At 50.2% G+C, this 18,229-nt stretch carries 20 protein-coding genes and 1 pseudogene; 4 read left to right on the top strand and 17 right to left on the bottom strand.

The window, feature by feature from the left end; all coding sequences use genetic code 11:
• Nucleotides 1-21: 21 nt before the first annotated feature.
• Nucleotides 22-1,074 (bottom strand): uroporphyrinogen decarboxylase, encoded by a 1,053-nt coding sequence (hemE, locus tag ACFRAM_RS23635; RefSeq protein WP_379468690.1) that lies wholly within the window; start codon nucleotides 1,072-1,074, stop codon nucleotides 22-24.
• Between the two features lie 226 nt (nucleotides 1,075-1,300).
• Between hemE and ACFRAM_RS23630 the strand changes: the two genes are divergently transcribed.
• Nucleotides 1,301-2,521: an MFS transporter gene (locus ACFRAM_RS23630; RefSeq protein WP_379468688.1), complete on the top strand. Its 1,221-nt coding sequence runs from the start codon at nucleotides 1,301-1,303 to the stop codon at nucleotides 2,519-2,521.
• A gap of 2 nt (nucleotides 2,522-2,523) precedes the next feature.
• On the opposite strand, the gene ACFRAM_RS23625 is transcribed toward ACFRAM_RS23630, so the two are convergent.
• Entirely contained in the window at nucleotides 2,524-3,156 is a 633-nt protein-coding gene (locus tag ACFRAM_RS23625; RefSeq protein WP_379468686.1) for an O-methyltransferase, read from the bottom strand.
• Between the two features lie 168 nt (nucleotides 3,157-3,324).
• On the opposite strand from ACFRAM_RS23625, the gene ACFRAM_RS23620 reads away from it, so the two are divergent.
• Nucleotides 3,325-4,464, top strand: coding sequence for a THUMP domain-containing class I SAM-dependent RNA methyltransferase (locus tag ACFRAM_RS23620; protein WP_175374330.1), 1,140 nt, complete (start codon nucleotides 3,325-3,327; stop codon nucleotides 4,462-4,464).
• Between the two features lie 159 nt (nucleotides 4,465-4,623).
• Here ACFRAM_RS23620 and ACFRAM_RS23615 read toward each other — a convergent pair whose 3' ends face one another.
• The 10 genes from ACFRAM_RS23615 to ACFRAM_RS23570 all read right to left on the bottom strand — a co-directional run bounded on the left by ACFRAM_RS23615 (nucleotide 4,624) and on the right by ACFRAM_RS23570 (nucleotide 11,468).
• Entirely contained in the window at nucleotides 4,624-5,448 is an 825-nt protein-coding gene (locus ACFRAM_RS23615) for an aldo/keto reductase (RefSeq protein ID WP_379468683.1), read from the bottom strand.
• A 220-nt stretch (nucleotides 5,449-5,668) separates the two neighbouring features.
• Nucleotides 5,669-5,908, bottom strand: coding sequence for a YuzB family protein (locus tag ACFRAM_RS23610; protein WP_379468681.1), 240 nt, complete (start codon nucleotides 5,906-5,908; stop codon nucleotides 5,669-5,671).
• A gap of 41 nt (nucleotides 5,909-5,949) precedes the next feature.
• On the bottom strand, nucleotides 5,950-6,252 hold the full coding sequence (locus tag ACFRAM_RS23605) for a HesB/IscA family protein (RefSeq protein WP_175374328.1): 303 nt from the start codon (nucleotides 6,250-6,252) through the stop codon (nucleotides 5,950-5,952).
• 137 nt (nucleotides 6,253-6,389) lie between these two features.
• On the bottom strand, nucleotides 6,390-6,632 hold the full coding sequence (locus ACFRAM_RS23600; protein ID WP_379468678.1) for a hypothetical protein: 243 nt from the start codon (nucleotides 6,630-6,632) through the stop codon (nucleotides 6,390-6,392).
• A gap of 111 nt (nucleotides 6,633-6,743) precedes the next feature.
• Complete coding sequence (locus ACFRAM_RS23595) at nucleotides 6,744-7,958, bottom strand: M14 family zinc carboxypeptidase (protein ID WP_379468676.1); 1,215 nt, start codon at nucleotides 7,956-7,958, stop codon at nucleotides 6,744-6,746.
• A gap of 270 nt (nucleotides 7,959-8,228) precedes the next feature.
• Nucleotides 8,229-9,035: a glutamate racemase gene (gene racE, locus ACFRAM_RS23590; RefSeq protein WP_379468674.1), complete on the bottom strand. Its 807-nt coding sequence runs from the start codon at nucleotides 9,033-9,035 to the stop codon at nucleotides 8,229-8,231.
• Between the two features lie 254 nt (nucleotides 9,036-9,289).
• Nucleotides 9,290-9,862: a YtxH domain-containing protein gene (locus ACFRAM_RS23585; protein WP_379468672.1), complete on the bottom strand. Its 573-nt coding sequence runs from the start codon at nucleotides 9,860-9,862 to the stop codon at nucleotides 9,290-9,292.
• 59 nt (nucleotides 9,863-9,921) lie between these two features.
• Nucleotides 9,922-10,347: a hypothetical protein gene (locus ACFRAM_RS23580; RefSeq protein ID WP_175374323.1), complete on the bottom strand. Its 426-nt coding sequence runs from the start codon at nucleotides 10,345-10,347 to the stop codon at nucleotides 9,922-9,924.
• Nucleotides 10,348-10,444: 97 nt separating this feature from the next.
• Complete coding sequence (locus ACFRAM_RS23575; protein WP_175374322.1) at nucleotides 10,445-10,885, bottom strand: DUF86 domain-containing protein; 441 nt, start codon at nucleotides 10,883-10,885, stop codon at nucleotides 10,445-10,447.
• Between the two features lie 295 nt (nucleotides 10,886-11,180).
• A complete protein-coding gene (locus ACFRAM_RS23570) occupies nucleotides 11,181-11,468 on the bottom strand; it encodes a Dabb family protein (RefSeq protein ID WP_379468669.1) in 288 nt (95 codons plus the stop codon).
• 374 nt (nucleotides 11,469-11,842) lie between these two features.
• On the opposite strand from ACFRAM_RS23570, the gene ACFRAM_RS23565 reads away from it, so the two are divergent.
• On the top strand, nucleotides 11,843-12,427 hold the full coding sequence (locus ACFRAM_RS23565; protein ID WP_175374321.1) for a helix-turn-helix domain-containing protein: 585 nt from the start codon (nucleotides 11,843-11,845) through the stop codon (nucleotides 12,425-12,427).
• 173 nt (nucleotides 12,428-12,600) lie between these two features.
• Nucleotides 12,601-13,404 carry an MBL fold metallo-hydrolase gene (locus tag ACFRAM_RS23560; protein ID WP_379468666.1) on the top strand — a complete coding sequence of 268 codons (804 nt, stop codon included), beginning with the start codon at nucleotides 12,601-12,603 and terminating at the stop codon, nucleotides 13,402-13,404.
• 641 nt (nucleotides 13,405-14,045) lie between these two features.
• Here ACFRAM_RS23560 and ACFRAM_RS23555 read toward each other — a convergent pair.
• From ACFRAM_RS23555 to ACFRAM_RS23535, 5 genes and pseudogenes are all read right to left on the bottom strand, one after another.
• A pseudogene (locus ACFRAM_RS23555) lies at nucleotides 14,046-14,348 on the bottom strand (DUF6157 family protein); the annotation flags it as partial.
• Between the two features lie 276 nt (nucleotides 14,349-14,624).
• A complete protein-coding gene (rpsN, locus tag ACFRAM_RS23550; protein WP_066371979.1) occupies nucleotides 14,625-14,894 on the bottom strand; it encodes a 30S ribosomal protein S14 in 270 nt (89 codons plus the stop codon).
• Between the two features lie 35 nt (nucleotides 14,895-14,929).
• Nucleotides 14,930-15,964 carry a metal ABC transporter substrate-binding protein gene (locus ACFRAM_RS23545; protein ID WP_379468664.1) on the bottom strand — a complete coding sequence of 345 codons (1,035 nt, stop codon included), beginning with the start codon at nucleotides 15,962-15,964 and terminating at the stop codon, nucleotides 14,930-14,932.
• A gap of 42 nt (nucleotides 15,965-16,006) precedes the next feature.
• Complete coding sequence (locus ACFRAM_RS23540) at nucleotides 16,007-16,831, bottom strand: metal ABC transporter permease (RefSeq protein WP_379468878.1); 825 nt, start codon at nucleotides 16,829-16,831, stop codon at nucleotides 16,007-16,009.
• A complete protein-coding gene (locus ACFRAM_RS23535; RefSeq protein WP_379468661.1) occupies nucleotides 16,777-17,484 on the bottom strand; it encodes a metal ABC transporter ATP-binding protein in 708 nt (235 codons plus the stop codon). Before ACFRAM_RS23535 ends, ACFRAM_RS23540 begins: the two co-directional genes overlap by 55 nt.
• Nucleotides 17,485-18,229 lie beyond the last annotated feature (745 nt).

The raw sequence follows: 18,229 nt of genomic DNA, 5'->3' as shown, positions 1-18,229 counted from the left end.
AGATCCGGTTGTTCGGGAACGTTATTTGCCAGCTCCCGCCAATACACCGGCCGAATACTCGTGAATATATTCTGTCAATTCCCTTAGCTTGTCCAGTGAAGCCTCGGGGAATAAGCCATGACCCAGGTTGAATACATAACCCGGCTCCAGCACACCTTCATCAATCAGGTCTTTGGCCCGCTCCTTGAGCAGATCCATTGGCGCCGTCAGCAAATAAGGGTCCAGATTGCCCTGTACTGCGAACTTGCCGCCGAGTCTACGCCGTCCTTCGGTCAGACTTACCCGCCAGTCCAGGCCGATTACATCTGCTTGAAGTCCCTGCAGGCTTGGCAGCAATTCACCCGAGCTCACGCCCGGGAAATAAATTTTCGGTACGTCCAGATCAGATAACTCGGCAAAAATGCGCTGAATCGTCGGCAGCACATAGATCTCGAAATCCCGAGGCGCCAAGGAGCCTACCCAGCTGTCAAACAACTGGAACGCCTTGCCACCGCTACGGACATGACTGCGCAAATAAGCAATGACCATATCGCCCAGTTTGTTCATCAGCTTTTCCCATACCTGGGGCTCACTGTACATCATCTCTTTAGTACGGATATAGCTCTTCGACGGTCTACCTTCAATTAAATAACTCGCAATCGTAAAGGGTGCGCCAGCAAACGTGATCAGCGGCACATCCAGTTCCTTCTCCAAAATAGAGATCGTTTCCAAAATGTGGCTCAGGTCGCCCTCAATGTCGATCGGCTTCAGCTTGTCCACATCAGCTGCGCTGCGGATCGGATTCTCGATCACTGGCCCGATGTTTTTGACAATGTCAAAGTCCACCCCGATGGAAGCCACAGGATTCATAATATCCGAATATAAAATCGCTGCGTCCACGCCCAGCTTCTTCACAGGCATCATGGTTACTTCCGCGGCCAGCTCGGGCTGTCTGCAGATCTCGAGGAGCGAGTATTTCTCCTTGATTTTACGGTAGTCGGGATCATAACGACCGGCCTGCCGCATGTACCATACGGGAACGTGTTCCGTGTTCTGCTTCCTGCAGGCACGGATAAAAGTATCATTGTAGGTCATGATAATATCTCCATAAGATTTAATAAAATCTAAAATTCACATATTACCTATTATGCCCTTTTTGCAGGGATGTAACAACCGCCACACCCCCTGCAGAATGACAATCCTATGACATTACTATGACAAGTGTTGCACCGGAGATGTCGAAAAATGTGATATACTGATAGAATGTCAATTTTTCGTGAATTTTTATTCCTATGATTTCCCTGAAAGGAAGTGAAGCACTTTGAAGAATTGGGAGACTTGGAAAGTCAATCTCATGGTGCTTTGGTTTGGACAATTCCTGGTCAACGCCGGGATGACAATGATCACACCATTTCTGACACTGTACCTTGCCAAGGATCTTGGCGTGCAGGGCGAGCATTCGATCGGAATCTGGGCCGGCCTTATTTTTGCCGCCAATTTCCTGACCTCGTTTCTGTTTCAGCCCCTGTGGGGCAAGCTGGCCGACAAATACGGACGCAAAATCATGCTGCTGCGCTCCAGCTTCGGTATGGCGATTGTCATCGTGCTAATGGGCTTTGCCCAGACCCCGATGCAGCTGCTGCTACTGCGCCTGTTGAACGGTACGATTTCCGGATTCAATCCCGCCTCCATCGCCCTCGTCTCCGGCACAACGCCGAAGAACCGCATGGGCTTTGCGATGGGCCTCATGCAGTCCGGTTCGGTGGCAGGTACTATTTTGGGGCCGCTGATCGGTGGTTTGCTGGCAGACTGGATTGGGTTCCGCCCGATTTTTTATGTCGTAGGCGCATTGCTCTTTATCGCCTCATTACTGGCACTCTTCCTTGTTAAAGAAAAGTTCGACCGGCAGGAAGCCGCACATGTACCGCAGATTTCAGTACTGGCTGGCTTGAAGGAGCTTACGAAGGTTCCTCAATTGCCCGCCTTGTTCGGTATTACGTTCCTGCTGCAATTCGCCATGATCAGTCCCATGACGCTGCTGCCTTTGTATGTAGAGAAGCTGAATGGATCTGCCGTCAACATCGCCTTTTGGGCCGGCATGGTCAGTGCGGTCACTGGCGTCTCGAATATGCTGGCGTCTCCCGTCCTAGGCAAGCTAAGCGACAAAATTGGGGCACACCGCATTCTAACTTATGCCCTAATCGGAGCCGCTGTATTCCTGATCCCGCAGGCTTTTGTAACGACTGTTTGGCAGTTAATCATCATCCGCTTCCTGATGGGTGTGTTCATGGGTGGACTGCTACCCAGTGTCAACGCTCTTATCCGTACTTACACACCTGACGGCAAGGAAAGCCGCGCCTTTGGCTTCAACAGCAGCACTCTAGCCCTTGGCAATATGCTCGGCGCCATGATCGGCGGCTTCCTCTCCGGATATATCGGGATCGAGGGACTCTTCATCATTTCAGGCAGTCTGCTTCTGATCAATATGTTCTGGGTACGAATAAGGCTGTATAAACATACCACCCCGCGGCTGTTCCGTTGACGCTATTTAACGACTGCCAGGGCCAACCCGTCGTAAGCAGGCAGCAGTGTGCTGGTCAGCCGGTCATCACTGGCGATCATTTCATTGAAACGACGCATAGCCTGCACGGCAGGTCCGTTCTTCTCGGTGTTCAGCGTACGACCGCGCAGGAAGATGTTATCCCCGGCAATAATTGCTCCCGGCTGTGCCAGCCGGATGGCATATTCCAGATAGTTCGGGTAATTCTCCTTATCGGCATCTATGAAAAAGAAATCGAATGAGGCACCCTCGGCTTCGAGCTGCTTGAGGCTGTCAAGGGCCGGGCCCACTCTGTACTCTACAGCTTCGGCCCCAAAACCGGCCTGCTCCAGATGACCACGCGCCAGTTCGGCGTATTCGGCTTTCAGTTCCAGCGAAGTCAGCTTGCCGCCAGGCGCCAGTCCGCGGGATAGGCAGATCCCGCTGTAACCGCCAAGTGCGCCGATCTCCAGAATCCGCGATGATCGGGAGAGGCTAACGAGCATACCAAGCAGCCGTCCGTAACCTGGAGCAATGGAAACCTCCGGCATCCCTGCGGCGACGATCGCTGTTTTGACATCCAGCAGCAATTGATCTTCTGTATATAGCTGTTCACTGTATTCTTCCTGATTAAGCATGTATAATCTCCTTTGATCGACTTGCCGATATCTCCTTAAGAGAGTCCGGTAAGTGTATTGTTTATTTTTTACGGAGTGACGGTCATTGTGAACTGCCGCGCATTCCCCTATACTTGATTGTACTGGCTTTATGTATTTATCTACAAGTTAAATGGAGTTGAGACCTTTTTGAGCAAATTACAATTAATCGCTACGGCACCGATGGGCCTGGAGGCCGTCGTGGCCCGCGAACTGAACCAACTGGGCTATGAGACCACAATCGAGAACGGACGAGTCCTCTTCAGCGGAGATTACATCGACATCTGCCGCTGCAATTTGTGGCTACGCACCTCCGACCGTGTTCTGGTCAAGATGGGGCAGTTCCCGGCGTCCACCTTCGATCAGTTGTTCGAAGGCGTCAAGGCACTGCCTTGGGCCGACTGGATTCCTGAACATGGAGAATTCCCTGTGGAAGGCCGTTCCCATAAATCACAGCTGACAAGTGTCCCTGCTTGCCAGGGTATCGTCAAGAAAGCGATTGTTGAGAAAATGAAGCAGTCGTACGAGACGGATTGGTTCCCGGAGAATGGACCACGTTACGTCATTGAAGTGATTCTGCTGAACGATATCGCTTTAATCACGTTGGATACGACAGGACCAGCGCTACATAAGCGTGGCTACCGCAGACATGCTACCGAAGCTCCGATCAAGGAGACGATGGCGGCAGCGCTGCTGCAGCTCAGCCGCTGGAACGGCAGTCGTCCGCTATATGATCCGTGCTGCGGTTCCGGTACCATTCTGATTGAAGCCGCGATGATCGCTTGGAACATCGCCCCGGGCCTACGCCGCTCTTTCCCTTCCGAGCATTGGCCGGTCATTCCGAAGTCCCTCTGGGAAGAAGCCCGCGAGGAAGCCTTCGACGCAGTGCGTGATGATTACCCGCTGCAGCTGTTCGGTAGCGATATTGATCCTGAGGCTATTGAGATTGCCGAAGCTGCGGCCAAGAGTGCGGGACTGTCCGGTGAGATTACTTTTACCGTTCAGGCTGCCGCAAAGGTCAGACCTCACGGAGAGTACGGCTGTATTATCACCAACCCGCCTTACGGTGAACGGATAAGCAGTGATAAGGAAGTAGAGAAACTGACTCGCCAATTCGGCGAGATGATGGTCTATCTGCCAACCTGGTCCTTCTTCGCCATCAGCCCTTACAAAGAATTCGAGCAATATTACGGCCGTAAAGCCGATAAACGCCGCAAGCTTTATAACGGGCGCATTGAATGCCAGTATTATCAATATCTAGGCCCATTACCGCCGCGCAAGCCACAGTAAATAACGAGCAACGGACACTCTCCTGCCAAGGAGAATGTCCGTTTTTTAATGGTTCTGCTCACTTTCCTGCATTCTCTGCACCGCAATAAAACAGCCTTAAAGGCTTGTGAATCACACGTATTAAGGCTGTTTGTTTATACTTGTTTCTGTAGAATCGATCTAGAAAAAGAGCTTATCCGGGTTCGTTCCGATTCGCTCGTCCGCATTCAACCCAGTAATCGCGTTCAGTTCTTCCCGGGACAATTCAAAATCGAAGATCTCACTATTTTCCTTAATTCTGGAAACCGTCACCGACTTAGGAATAATGATGATTTCATTCTGCAGACCCCAGCGCAAAATCACCTGCGGCACTGTTTTCCCATGTCTTGCCGCAATCTCCGCGAGCAGTTCATTGTCCTGAAGTCTGCCTTTCATCAACGGCGCCCAGGCTTCGATCTGTATCTGGTGAAGCTTGCAGAAATCATGCAGTTCCTTCTGTATGAAGCGAGGATGCAGTTCCACCTGATTAACAGCAGGTACAATTGAGCTCTCTTTCATCAATTCCTGCAGATGGTGAATCTGAAAATTGCTTACCCCGATCGCACGTACCCGCCCTTCCTCGTAGAGCCGTTCCAGCGCACGCCATGTATCTTTATATTTATCTTGGCCCGGCCAGTGTATCAGATAGAGATCAATAACATCCAACCCCAGCTTGCGACTGCTTAGATCAAAGGCTTTCAGTGTAGTATCGTAGCCCTGATCTGTGTTCCATACCTTTGTCGTTACAAAAAGACTGTCACGCGATACGCCGCTTGACGCAATGGCTCGTCCGACTTCTTCCTCATTTCCATAGATCGCCGCAGTGTCAATGCTCCGGTAACCCAGCTCCAGCGCTGCCGTCACCGCCTTGGCGACCTCTTCCCCCTCCGCCTTGTACGTTCCCAGTCCAAACCAAGGCATCGCTATTCCATTGTTTAATATCGTTACATCGGTAATATGCTTCATACCTGTCTTCACCCCTCTGAAATAGTCGGATTTCTAACAACGCTGCTATTATAGCATCATAACCTCACTCAAGTAGAAACGGCTTTGCCGCCCTCCAAGAGGCGGTATCCGTTTCAACGAGAAGTATAAGGATGATTTATAGCGTAAAACATATACACTCTTATATTTTCACAAAAACCGCCCTGCAAAATGCAGCGGCGGCCGGATGTGCGTCATATTATTATTGCTGGGCAACGGGCCGCTTGACGAAAGTTTCCACTTTCTTCAGCACTTCATCTTCTGTCGGAGCGCTGATATAGCGTCCGTTAATAAAGACGAATGCCCGTTTGCCGCAAGGTCCGCAGTAGGACTTGCAGCCGATCTTTATCTCGGCATCTGGCGCCATCTTCTGCAGCTTAGGCACAATGCTTTTGAGACTGGTAAAATTACACTTGTCGCATACTCGTATATCGTTAGCCATGGAGCAACCCTTCTTTATGTCTGAAAATCCGGGGCGAATGCTTAGTGATCGCCGTGATTTCCTTTAGACGGATTAGTGATGACAAAGCCTTCTTCCGGGAAATACAGATAGTCAATCTTAACGCCGTCAAGTAGCGGCTGTCCTGCTTCCAGAATCACGTCAATTTCCTTGTCTGTAGAAACCACAACATCATTTTCTTTAGGCGTGTCCAAATCCAGGCCGTAGTGGGCATGGTCGCCATGGGCATGCGTAATCGCAACGCGCAGTTTCAGTTCACTGTTGCCTTCCAGCTCAATCTGCTTCTTTATGACTTTAGCCGCATTGCGGGTAATTTTGACGTTCATCTGCAATCCATCTCCCAGCATCTATAGTTTAAATACTCAATAATCTATTTTAAAGGAACTAAGCTGCTAAAAGCAACCATATTGACAAAATAGACACGTCTTCCGGACGCTAAAATAATCTGTACATTCATCTTCCGTTACCGGAGTTCAGGATATTTACGATCCATTCTGGATACGAACCAGCCGGCCAGCAGCATCGTTACCCCGATATCATCGATAGGCACAAATGGCATAACATCCGGTAGCACCCAATACAACAGCACGGGAATCGTAAATAACAGCTTATCCCCCAATGTGACCTGAGAAGATACAATGTATCGCCAGGAAGCACGGAAGATCTGGGACCACATCTTAAGCGAAAACCATCTTCTCCATTTCATCGGATGTCCCTCCATGTTGTCCAAATCCCATATAAAAAGGATACAGCCGCAGGTAGTTTGAACAGCGGCCATACCCTACAACATATATTACTCAAAATTACTGAAAATGTTTCAGTATGATTTCACATCTGACAAAATACTTCCCAGAATCAGCCCGGTTTCCAGTGCCATATCCTCAAAATCACTCAGCGGCAGCGGATTCTTGCCGATGCCCAGTTCCACCGTAAAGCCCGGCCGGCGGAATCGCTGGATGAACCAGTCCTTGTAGCCAGCATCACTGCCCGTCAAATGCACCGCCCGATAACCGCTGGCTGCAGCCAGCTTAGCTGCGAGAGCCTTGCTGTCCGGGGGCTCATAGCCCCGGTAGTTCCAGTAGATCTCCGCCCCCTGGCTGTGGAGTGACACCGCAGCATGCCCTGGCACCTGCTCTGCTACTGTCACCAGCGCCGCGGCTTCAGGCTCGCTGAGCGGGGCGCTGCCACCATAGTCGCGTGGCCCCGGACCCAAGGTACCCCGGCGCGCCGCCTCCTCTTCCCAGTGGGCCGGAAACTGATCGCCTAGATCCACCCCCCGGATGTTGGCCTTCCAATGGCGGAAGCTGCGCCGTCCGCCATTCCATTCCATCAGCTGATCATAATAAGGATGGCCTGGTAAGACCCCCTCTTGTACCAATTCAACCCCGTCCGGATTAGCCATAGGTACCGCCCATATCGTCCAGTCTTTGAACCACTCGGCGGGACGGTGGCCGTTCCACTGCCGGCCTTCGGCATAAGCGGCCGCATATTCCTCCAGAAATGCCATCAGGCAGGGCGAGGTCAACCATTCATTAGCATGCAGTGCCGCATTGACATGCAGATGGCGCGGCCCTGCTCCGAGCCGGAGTAGATGCAGAGGCTTGCCCAGCACACTGCTGCCGATCGTCTCCTTCATGATGAAGGGATAACGCTCCACCAATCGGTCAATATCTGCCCCTACCTCGGTTGGGCCGTACTCTCCCCGCAGGTAGACAATGCGCTGCGGTTCCGGTGCAGGAATCACCAATACTTTGCCTGGAATACAACAGCGCCCGGATAGGAAGCCGGGATTCAACTGCTCCAGCGCCTCCGGGCTGACTCCGAACAAAGTAGATATTTTCTCTTCATGATCCTCATCCTGTACCGCATACCTTCTGCGGGGCGCGGAGGGGAGAAACAGAATCTGTCCGGGATACAAATATGGCTGCCTGGATGCCCACGGGTTACCTTGAATGACATGTTCCGGCGTTAGTCCATGCATGGCGGCAATTCGGCTTACGGTATCTCCCCTGCGTGCAATGTATTGCTGCATATGCCTCATCCTCTCGGCCATCATTTGCCGTTGCCCGCTGAAGGAGTTCACCTGGCGCGTGGCCTGGATCACAGCGGGACACAGCCCTCTGCTTTATTGTATGCAGCCCCAGCTGTCCCACATGAGGACACCAGGAAACTTCGTGTAGCCGCTTTCGGTACACGATATGAAAAAACGGGTATCACCCCAAGTAGGCGATACCCGTTTTTAGTTGTCGACCGATTAAGGAATCCTGAAGGTTGTCCCTGTTCCAAACTGCAGCAAACATAACTACAGCGTGGACACCTGCCATACGACCGGTGTGCGCTTGATCTGCTCTCCAAGCCAGTCACGGGCGATTTTCTGAAACATCTCTGCATCCCCGCTGCAAAAAAATTGGTGGATGGGACTCTCGTCTCCACTGGCCAGCTTGCCTTTGTCATATAGAATGGTGCTAACTTCCCGGGCCGTCTCATCTGCTGAGCTGATCAGCTTGACGCCCGCTCCCATGGTCCGTCCGATAGGTTCCACTAAAAAAGGATAATGAGTGCAGCCTAGAATCAAAGTATCAATATTACTGTGCCTAATGCCTTCCAGCGCCTGGCCCACAACCTCCTGGCTTTCATCCGAACGGAACATCCCCTGCTCCACAAGCGGGACCAGAGTCGGGCATGCTTGGCTGACTACCTGTACATACGGAGACAACTGCTGCAACGCAGCCGTGTACGCTCCGCTTCCGATCGTTCCAACGGTACCGATTACACCGACCTGACCGCTCTTGGTGACACTGATCGCTGCCCGGGCACCCGGATGAATGACACCGATCACTGGAATGGTAACTTTGGCCGAGATATAATCAAGTGCCGCCGCCGTGGCTGTGTTACAGGCGATGACGATCATTTTAGGATTGAATTGAATCAAATAGTCCACGATTTGCTCGGTGAACAACTTCACTTGCTCGGTCGAACGGGGTCCGTACGGGGCTCTGGCAGTGTCTCCGAAATAAATGATTTTCTCCCTTGGGAGCTGTCTCATCACTTCCTTGGCAACCGTCAATCCTCCCACACCTGAATCCAATATTGCAATAGCTTGCTGCACGAACACACCGCTTCCTTCTACTTGTTTTGTGTAGCTTATGTAAGGCGAAAACAAAAGGTACCTATCTGTTACCCTAATTGCAGATATTACTCCTTTTCCCGCTGTAGTTCAAGACAGTTTATCGAAGTAATCGATCATTCCTGCGTGCTACGGACACAGAAAAGCCGCTCTCCGCCCCCTGCGGAAACCGGCTCTGCTTAAAGATAAAAACCTTTTGATTCCAGACTATCTGTAGGTTATTAAGCCGTCTTTAGTTATACCACTTCGTTGTTTCCGGTTTCATTGGTAACGGTGGACTCACTACCGTCCTTGGAGACAGCTTCAGCCTCTGTAGCAACACTGTCTGTCTCTGAAGCTGCGGCAACTTCATCGGCAACAACAGCCGTGATTACAGCCTCTTCAACTTCTACTGCTTCTACTGCTTCTACTGCTTCTACTGCTTCTACTGCTTCTTCAGCAATTATTGCGTCTGCGGCATCTACACCACCGACAGCATCTGCAGCTTCTTTAGTATCCTCAATAACAGTAATACTTTCGCTGACCGCAAGTTTCTCCTCTTCATCCGCTTCGGTATACTGTTTACTCCATTCCCGTACCTCGTGCACCACATTGCCTACTGCATCTTTTGCTTTTCCGTACAATTCCGTACTTTTATCGCCTACCTGTGTAGCCAGTTCTTTACTCTTCTCCAGGGTAGCCGATGCGCCATCAGCAATATCCTTCCGCAGCTCTTTCCCTGGCTTAGGGGCAAAGAGCAGGGCGGTTACCGAACCGATGACACTTCCTGCAACAATACCCCACAGCAAGTTTTTCGAATCTTTTTTCATCGCGTGATCTCTCCTTTTAATTTAAGATGTCCTCCGGTTCCGAACAAGACATGTCCGGGCTACTTGCGCTTGTTCCAGGCTGTCCAGAGGGTCAGACCCGCATCTAGTGCACGCAGAGCATGATCCAGTCCTGGCTCATTACGCTCCCGGGCCCGCTCCAGTGCATGGTTCGCAGAAGCTGCTGTCTTGCGGCTGAGCGTCTTCAACTGTTCCCCAGCCTCGTTCAAAGATTCTCCGACGCAAGCCAGCCCTGACGCAAGCGGCTCCAATTCCCTTAGTCTTGCTTCGGCAGTCTCCGCTGTAGCCGCTGTACGCTGCAGAGTCTCCGCAGTGTCAGCAGCAAGTGAGGTGCCGACAAGCGCAAGTTGGCTCACCGTCTCACGCAGCGCAACCAAGGTCTTCATGACAGATACGGTCAATAGCAAGGCAGCAGTGGCCAGAATACCTATCCCAGTCACCAGAACCGCAGCCAGCCAGCCGTCCATGGCTTCTCCTCCTCCCCGCCCTACCGGGCAAGTGCCTATTTCTGCTTTATCATAAGCAGAGGGAGTTCGTCCTGTGACTGACTGGCTCAACTTTTTTTCACTTCAATACTTCGGCTCCCAGTTCCTGGTCCAAATACTGGTGAACCTCTGCTGCGAAACGTTCAAGCGCCTGAGGCAATTCTTGCGTCAGCGGGTGCAGTTCACTGCGTTCCCAAGCAAAATAATCTTGAACCAGCGGTTTACGCAGCCCAACCAACCGGATCAGCGTGTCGAACAACCCGTCTTCACCGAATACCTTTTCCTCATGGATAATAGAAATGATATCTTCATAGCTTCCTGCATCGCGCATAATAAATCCGTCAATCAAGCAGCTTCCGACATCTGTGACGACCTCGATGGCCAGGTGAAGACTGCGTTCCTGTACAAGACCAAGCAGTGTTCCTCCGTCCCAGGAATCCGCAGCCGTGCGCAGGCCGAAGTTAATATCGGGAATCTGCCCCAGAATGGTTTCGATCTGTTTTCGGTTGACATAATACACAGCAAGCCCTCCATATCGGTTATAGTCAAGTACCTATTCGGATTGAAATCCGCATTATGAAATTGATTCATTTTAAAAAGAAAAACTCCTTTCGGAGTCTTTCCACAGATCATACGCCCCAAGTATTCTACTTGCTTCGCCGGCCGCGGCGTTTCAGCCAGAAGAACATAATAAAGCAGGCCGCAAGAAATACAACCAAATAAGTTAACGCTTCCATCGGATATTCCAGCTCACGCATGCCTTCACCGCTTTCCGGTAGATTGTAGTTTACGTTACACTTACAGACCTGCTAATCTTACAGCTCGTAATCTACAGCTATGGACAGTTCTTTTACCTCATTGATATAGGCAATAACCTCTTTGTGCGCCGGATGAACTTGATAGGCTTGCAAATCCTCAAGAGAAGCCACAGTCGTTACAAGCGCCAGATCAAAGGAGCGTTCGGAATGAATGATATCGGTGCCGACCTCAATTGAAAGTAGCTGTGGGATTTTTCCTTCCATATTCCGTAGTACGACAGCTGTTGCCTCCACACTTTCTGCCGACCGGTCTTTCAATTTAAAAAACACAATATGCTTGATCATGCTATTCGCTCCCTGTCTCTATTAATTGTTCGTTGAATATTAAAAATATATCATAAGACCCGTGGTTCCGAAAGCAAAGAGGTCATGATAAGAGGAATCAAGTCAAAAAGTTCCATGCCCTCATTTCATCTAGACGAAACCATTATTGAAATGTTAAAGTCATAGAAGACTAAAAAAGCTCTCCAGAAGCTGAATCACTATGGTTCATTCCATAAGCGGAATTATTTGGCGGGACTGCGATGCATGGCCTGTTCAACAGCTAAATGTATGTCATTCAATTCACTGCATTTTTTACTACTCTTATAGCCTCCGGCACGGGTGATATTTCAATGTAATCCAAGCGTTTCGGAGCTAACTTAAACATCGGAGGAAGTATGCCTAATAATCAACCAGACTCTCATAATATCCAGGCGTGGTCTCTGATCAACCGCAAATATCTTGGACAAGGCGTTCGGGTGAAAAGATTCCGTCGTCCCCAGCGCAGCCAGATCCGCAACCGGGTCCTGCTCGCCATCCTGATGGCTAAAGACATCAAGCTGTCACGTCTAGCGGAAGAGCTTCCCGTTTCTTCGCGCAGCGTTAGCGCTTGGGTATACGAAGGCCGTATTCCTTCCCGCAAAAACTTAGAGAAGGTCTGCCGTTTTCTAGGGTATCCGCCCCATGTCCTGTTCAACGAAGCTCTGCTGCGGCAAAGTCCGATTCTATGCCAGCCAACACCTTCCCGGTACATGAAACGAACGTCGTCCCATTCCCCTTCCAGCAACACGATTCTGACCGGACTTTGCATGGTCTATGATCTTTCCGTCACAGACGTCAGCATCTGGATTGGTGTCCATCCCGGCACGTTCCGCAAATGGCTGCATTTCAGTCATCTGCCTAGCCCGGCCCTGCAGGAGAAGGCGGAAGCGTTCTTCCGGATTCCCCGGAATATTTTATTCGCCGATTGTGAACCGGAATAAGCAACCCGTTTACATAGGCAAGGACACAACCAATAACTCAGGACCTTTCTTGTCATGCCCTGCATGAACAATGAAAGGTTTTTTTGCCGTTCTCTCTTTATTTTGGATACATTAGGGCAATGCTAAGGCAAAGCACCGGCTCTAACTCGAAAAAAAGAATCAGGAGGCGCACTATGAACTTTAGCGGTATGCTGGCTTCCGGGCACACGGAGCTTTGGGAAGTAGCTCCCGGGGTTATTGGACTCCGTACATTGTTTGTGAATGTTGCTTTTATAGAGCTTAACCCATCGGACTGGATACTGGTGGATACAGGCCTTGGTATGTATGCCGGGAGTGTTCACAATACCGCCATGGAACGCTTCGGCAAGCCCCCGCGCGCCATTATTTTGACGCATGGGCATTTCGATCATGTTGGGGGCCTCACGGAGCTGCTAGACGTATGGGATGTTCCGGTCTATGCACACTCGCTGGAGCTTCCTTATCTGACGGGAAAAGAGGACTATCCCCCTGCCGATCCCGCCGTTGGAGGTGGCCTCATGTCCATGGCTGCACCGCTGTATCCTTACCGCGGCATTGACCTTGGAACCCGTGTGGTTCCATTGCCGGCGGATGGTAGCATTCCCGGTACCCGCGAATGGAGATGGGTACACAGTCCCGGCCATAGTCCGGGACATATCTCCCTGTTCCGAGACAAGGACAAGGTCCTGATCGCCGGAGATGCTTTTCTGACTGTTAAGCAAGAGTCTGCGTTTCACGTGATCAAACAGGATCAGGAGGTCCATGGCCCCCCTGCTTATTTCACTACAGACTGGGAAGACGCCGAGAAGTCGGTCCGTCAACTGGGTCTGCTGGACCCGCAGATCGTGCTGAGTGGACATGGAGCTCCTATGCATGGCATAGACCTCTCTCAGCAGATAGCTCACCTGTGCCGTTACTTCAAGGAATTGGCCGTGCCAGGTCAAGGGAAGTACGTATAGTTGAATGACAGAAGTTGAATGACAGAAAACAGGGCAGTATCTGACCGCTATGTAGTGGCCGGCGACTGCCCTGTTTTTATTTTCATATATAAGCCGAATATAAGCCAAATATAGGCCGAACAAAAGAAATTAACAAAGAGCGAAGATGAAAGAACGGGAAATTTGGAGCTCTGTAAGGGCAAAGCGTTCACCTGGAAGCTCTCCACATCCACAGGAAGCTAGCACTCCTCCATAACATAGACTGTCGACAGATTTCAGCCACTAGAAGCGGTATATTCCCCTTCACCAGTCGTCTTAACAGTGGAAAAAAGAGACCATTTCCCCAACTAACAGCATTTTTGCACCTTATTTTTCTTCATTATAGGAAAATAAAGTAATTAAGGTCATTATTGTATCTTATTTTCCGAAAAAGCACGCTGGACGGGGTATTCTGGAAGATTTAAGGTACAATATTGCACTTAATCTCCAATAACCCTTAGCTGCAGAGGATTTAAGGTACAAAAATGCCGTTAATTACACTTATTAATATAAGCCCTCTTTTTTCTTGGCTATGTTTTTTTAAAAGTGTTCTATATAGAATGTTGATTGTTCTTGATAGCTTCGTATTCATGTTCGTTCATAAGTTCGTGCTTAGCTTCATTTTAAGTGCGTACCGAAGAACGTTTGCTGCGCATGGCTAGAAGTAACTTCACACCCTGCCCGCCGGAGATGAAATCGTCATATTCAGGAGATTCCTTTCCGTAGATTGCGATTTTGCCCCCGCTGTTGAAATGGACGCCCCAGCCGTATTTCTTAGGAAGCATGGAGGCTCGCAGACATGGGTGTTTTTTTGAAAACAGCTCCTTCCAAATCTCTTCACGACGATCTGTGCGATCTTCCAAAGGAACCTGTTTATGACGTACGTGCACCTCATAAAGCAGCTCCTCATGAGTATAGGTATAGGGCTCACTGGAGAGAAGCCCCTACTGGATTACATGCGCTGGCGGCAGCGGACGGGAAGATACGGGAGGAATCCCGGTCTCCACAGGACAATCTTCGGCAACACGGATGAACGTATCGGTATAGCTCAAACTTGAACGCCTCCTGAATATGACATGCAAACATGTTTCTTCTATTATATAATTCACACTTCCTCCAAACCATAGCAAAAAGGCGCATCCCCCTTCAGGGAACCGCCATTTCTGATAAGAATATACCTTGATTTCAATGGTAACAGCATATTACCAGCTGGATTTCGTTATGCCGGGGATCTGGCCCTTCAGCGCCAGTTCGCGGAAGACAATCCGTGAGACTTTGAATTTGCTCAAATAACCTCGCGGTCTGCCGGAGACTTCACATCTGTTCTTGAGGCGGGTGGCAGAGGAATCGCGCGGCAGCTTTTGCAGGCCCAGATAATCACCTTTAGCCTTCAGCTCTCTTCGTTTCTCCGCGTATTTAGCCACGATTTCCTGTCGCTTCAACTCTTTAACTACTTTCGATTTTTTCGCCATGTATCGTTCACCCTTTCAATGGTTGTTTATCTTCCTTATTCGTTCAGTGCTATTTTCAACGCTTCCAGGTTCTGGCGCATGATGCCCAGATAATCGAGATTATGGCTGCGGTCCTCTTCAGTTAGACCTTCAATCGGATTCAGCACCGCAGTTTTAGCACCAATTTCTTTAGCAATGGTATCAGCTACACTAGAGGACACTAAGGTTTCAAAAAAGATCGTCTTCACGTTATGCGTTTTGGCAAATTCCACGATCTCGGCCATTTTCGCCGCAGAAGGCTCTTCTTCAGGGGACAGTCCGGCAATCGGCACCTGGGTTAGGCCATATTCCTTAGCAAGATAACCGAAGGCCGCATGCTGGGTAATGAAGTCCTTGCGCTTGACCTCTTTGGTAGCTTCCCTGAATTCCTGGTCCAAGGCTTCCAGCTTGGAGATATAGGCATCGGCATTGGCTTTAAAAGCTTCCGCGTGCTCCGGGGCAGCAGCTGCCAGCGCCGCTTCAATGTTCCGCACTTCTTTGACCGCCAAAGCTGGGTCGAGCCAGACGTGAGGATCTAGCCCGCCATGATCATGATGATGATCTTCTCCTTCCTCATGGGCATGCTCATGGGAATGTTCATGCTCATCTTCTTCCTCTTCAGCCCCCTCCATAATATCAAGCCCCTTGCTGGCCTCGACGGCTACTAGCTTGCTGCCAGAAGCACTGTCCAGCACCTGATCCACCCAGTTCTCCATGCCCGCACCGTTATAGACCAGCACATCGGCCTTAGTGATTTGGGCCATATCCTGTGCCGTTGGCTCCCAGTCATGCGGCTCAATACCAGGCGGGATGAGGGCTTCTACATCGGCGAGATCACCTGTAATATTTTTCGTGAACTCATACATCGGATAGAAGCTGACCTTAATGTTCAGCTTATGGGATGCAGGCGCAGTAGGCGCTTCAGCTGTAGCTGTGGCTGATGTATTAGTAGAGGACCCTGTGTTAGTAGATGCGTTGTTATTGCCGCAGCCCGCAGCAATCAACAGAGAGGACAGAGATAGAACAGCTAGATGACGGATACTAAATTTCATAATGAACGTGGACTCCTTTTCTTGAACAAAGATTGTTATGAACTATGAATGCTTTTTTCTATTCCGGCGCCGGATCAGCTTCTGTATAGCAATAGCCATTAGAAGGAAGACCAGCAAAATCAGTGCAATCGTGCCACCGGGCGGAGTGTTGACATAATAGGAAGCCGTCAGACCGCTGAAAACACCGATCAACCCTGTACCGATCGCAATTATAATCGCAGCGGTAAAACCGGAGGCAATTCTGAGAGCGATGGAAGCTGGAAGCACGATCAGTGCAGAGACCAGCAGAACGCCGACCACTGGCATTGCTGCAGCCACAGTCATTCCTGTCAGCACCGCAAAGGAGAAGGACAACAATCCGACATGCACACCGCCAATAGCCGCGGTCTCTTCATCAAAAGTCAGGTTATAGAGCGGCCTGCGCAGCACGATGAAGAATACAAGGCCCACAGCCGCCACCACTGCAATAATGCGCAGCTGAGTGTCACTAACGGCCACAATGGACCCGAAGAGATAAGAGCTGAAGCTCTTGCTCAAATTCTGCTTCAGGCTCATTAGTACAACTGCCAGCGCCAGACCTGAGGTCATAATAATGGCCACCGGAAGCTCGCTGTATGTACGGTATGAGCGGCGGAGCTGCTCAATGACAAGGCCGCCAATGACGGCCACGGCAAAGCCGCTAAGCGCCGGATTAAGGTGTAACACTGAGCCTAGGGCAACTCCCGCCAGGGAGACATGTGATAGCGTGTCTGCCATCAGCACCTGACGACGGAGCATCAGGTAAACACCGAGCAGCGGACCGATGATGCCTATCAGACCTCCGGCCCAAAATGCGCGCTGCATGAATTCGTAACCAAGCATTTCCAGCCCTCATTCTCCTTTCGCTCCAAGCTGATGACAGTGTCCAGGTAAGGACTCGTCTCTTCCAGACCGTGCGTAACCATGATCACCGTCCGTCCGTGCTTGCTGACATAATGGCGCATGAGCCGGTACAGACCTATGCGGCTCTCCAAATCCATACCGGTAGCCGGCTCATCAAGTACCAGAACCTGCGGTTCCTGGGCCAGTGCGCGGGCGATGCAGATCCGCTGCTTCTGCCCTCCGGACAGCTCGCCGATCCGGCGGTTCCGATACTCCCACATGTCCACCTGTTCCAGACTGCGCTTCACAATGTCTTCCTGCTCAGCAGTGAATCGCCGGAACAGGCCCAATCGTGGGTAACAGCCCGAACGGACCAGTTCGATCACCTTGCTCGGAAACCCGGCATTGAAGGAGGCTACCTGCTGAGGAACATAACCGATAGTCAAGCTCCCGTTCCCGCCCCCTTCTTTATTCAGCGTCACCGTGCCGCTCCAGGGACGAAGCAGACCAAGCATTAATTTAAGCAGCGTCGTCTTGGCCGCACCATTCGGCCCGGTAATCCCAATGAACTCTCCGCTATGAATGTCTAGCGAAATATGGTCGATCACAGGCTCATTCCCGTAGCCGAACACGACATTCTGCATAGATGACAAAATCATGGTAGTGCAACTTCCCCTCTGAATTGCTTTTCTGAATCAATGTAATGCGGCCGACATAATTGATTAACGTAATCGAATTAACTAATCGAATCGACATAATCGAACCGAAATAATCGTAATTATTACGTTTAACTTTTACGATAATATCGTAATAATTACGATTTGTAAACCGTTATTATAAAATAAATCGTAAAAACAACGATTAACCCCCTCACTATAATGCCTTAACTTAAAGAACACATTAAAAGCAAAGCCTAGAAAATGAGAGTTTTATGCAATCAGGATGATATTTTGGAGAATAGTGGGTTTCGATTGGGTTTTTGATTGGGTTTTTGATTGGGTTTTCGATTGGGTTTTCGAAGTATAATTAAGTGCATTTTTGTACCTTAAATACTCTGCAACCAAAGGACAATGGAAATTAAGTGCATTTTTGTATGTTAAATCTTTCAAAATCGGCTTTTCAGGGCACTTTCCCAAAAATAAGGTACAATATTGCTCTTATTTCCTTCATTTGCCTGTTTTTAAGAAAATTAAGGTACAAAAATGCTCTTAATTGATGAGGTGAAGTTATTTCTCACGGTTACGAAGACGTAAATCGGGCAGGGAGGATTGCTGGGTTACTGGGTTACTGGGGGTTACGGGGGTTACGGGGTTACGGGGTTACGGGGTTACGGGGTTACGGGGTTACGGGGTTACGGGGTTACGGGGTTACGGGGTTACGGGGTTACGGGGTTACGGGGTTAGT

It is taken from the genome of Paenibacillus sp. NPDC056722, assembly GCF_042790635.1.
In the GTDB taxonomy this organism is placed as follows: Bacteria; Bacillota; Bacilli; order Paenibacillales; family Paenibacillaceae; genus Paenibacillus_AQ; species Paenibacillus_AQ agri.
This window is presented reverse-complemented; position numbering and strand designations above follow the sequence as displayed.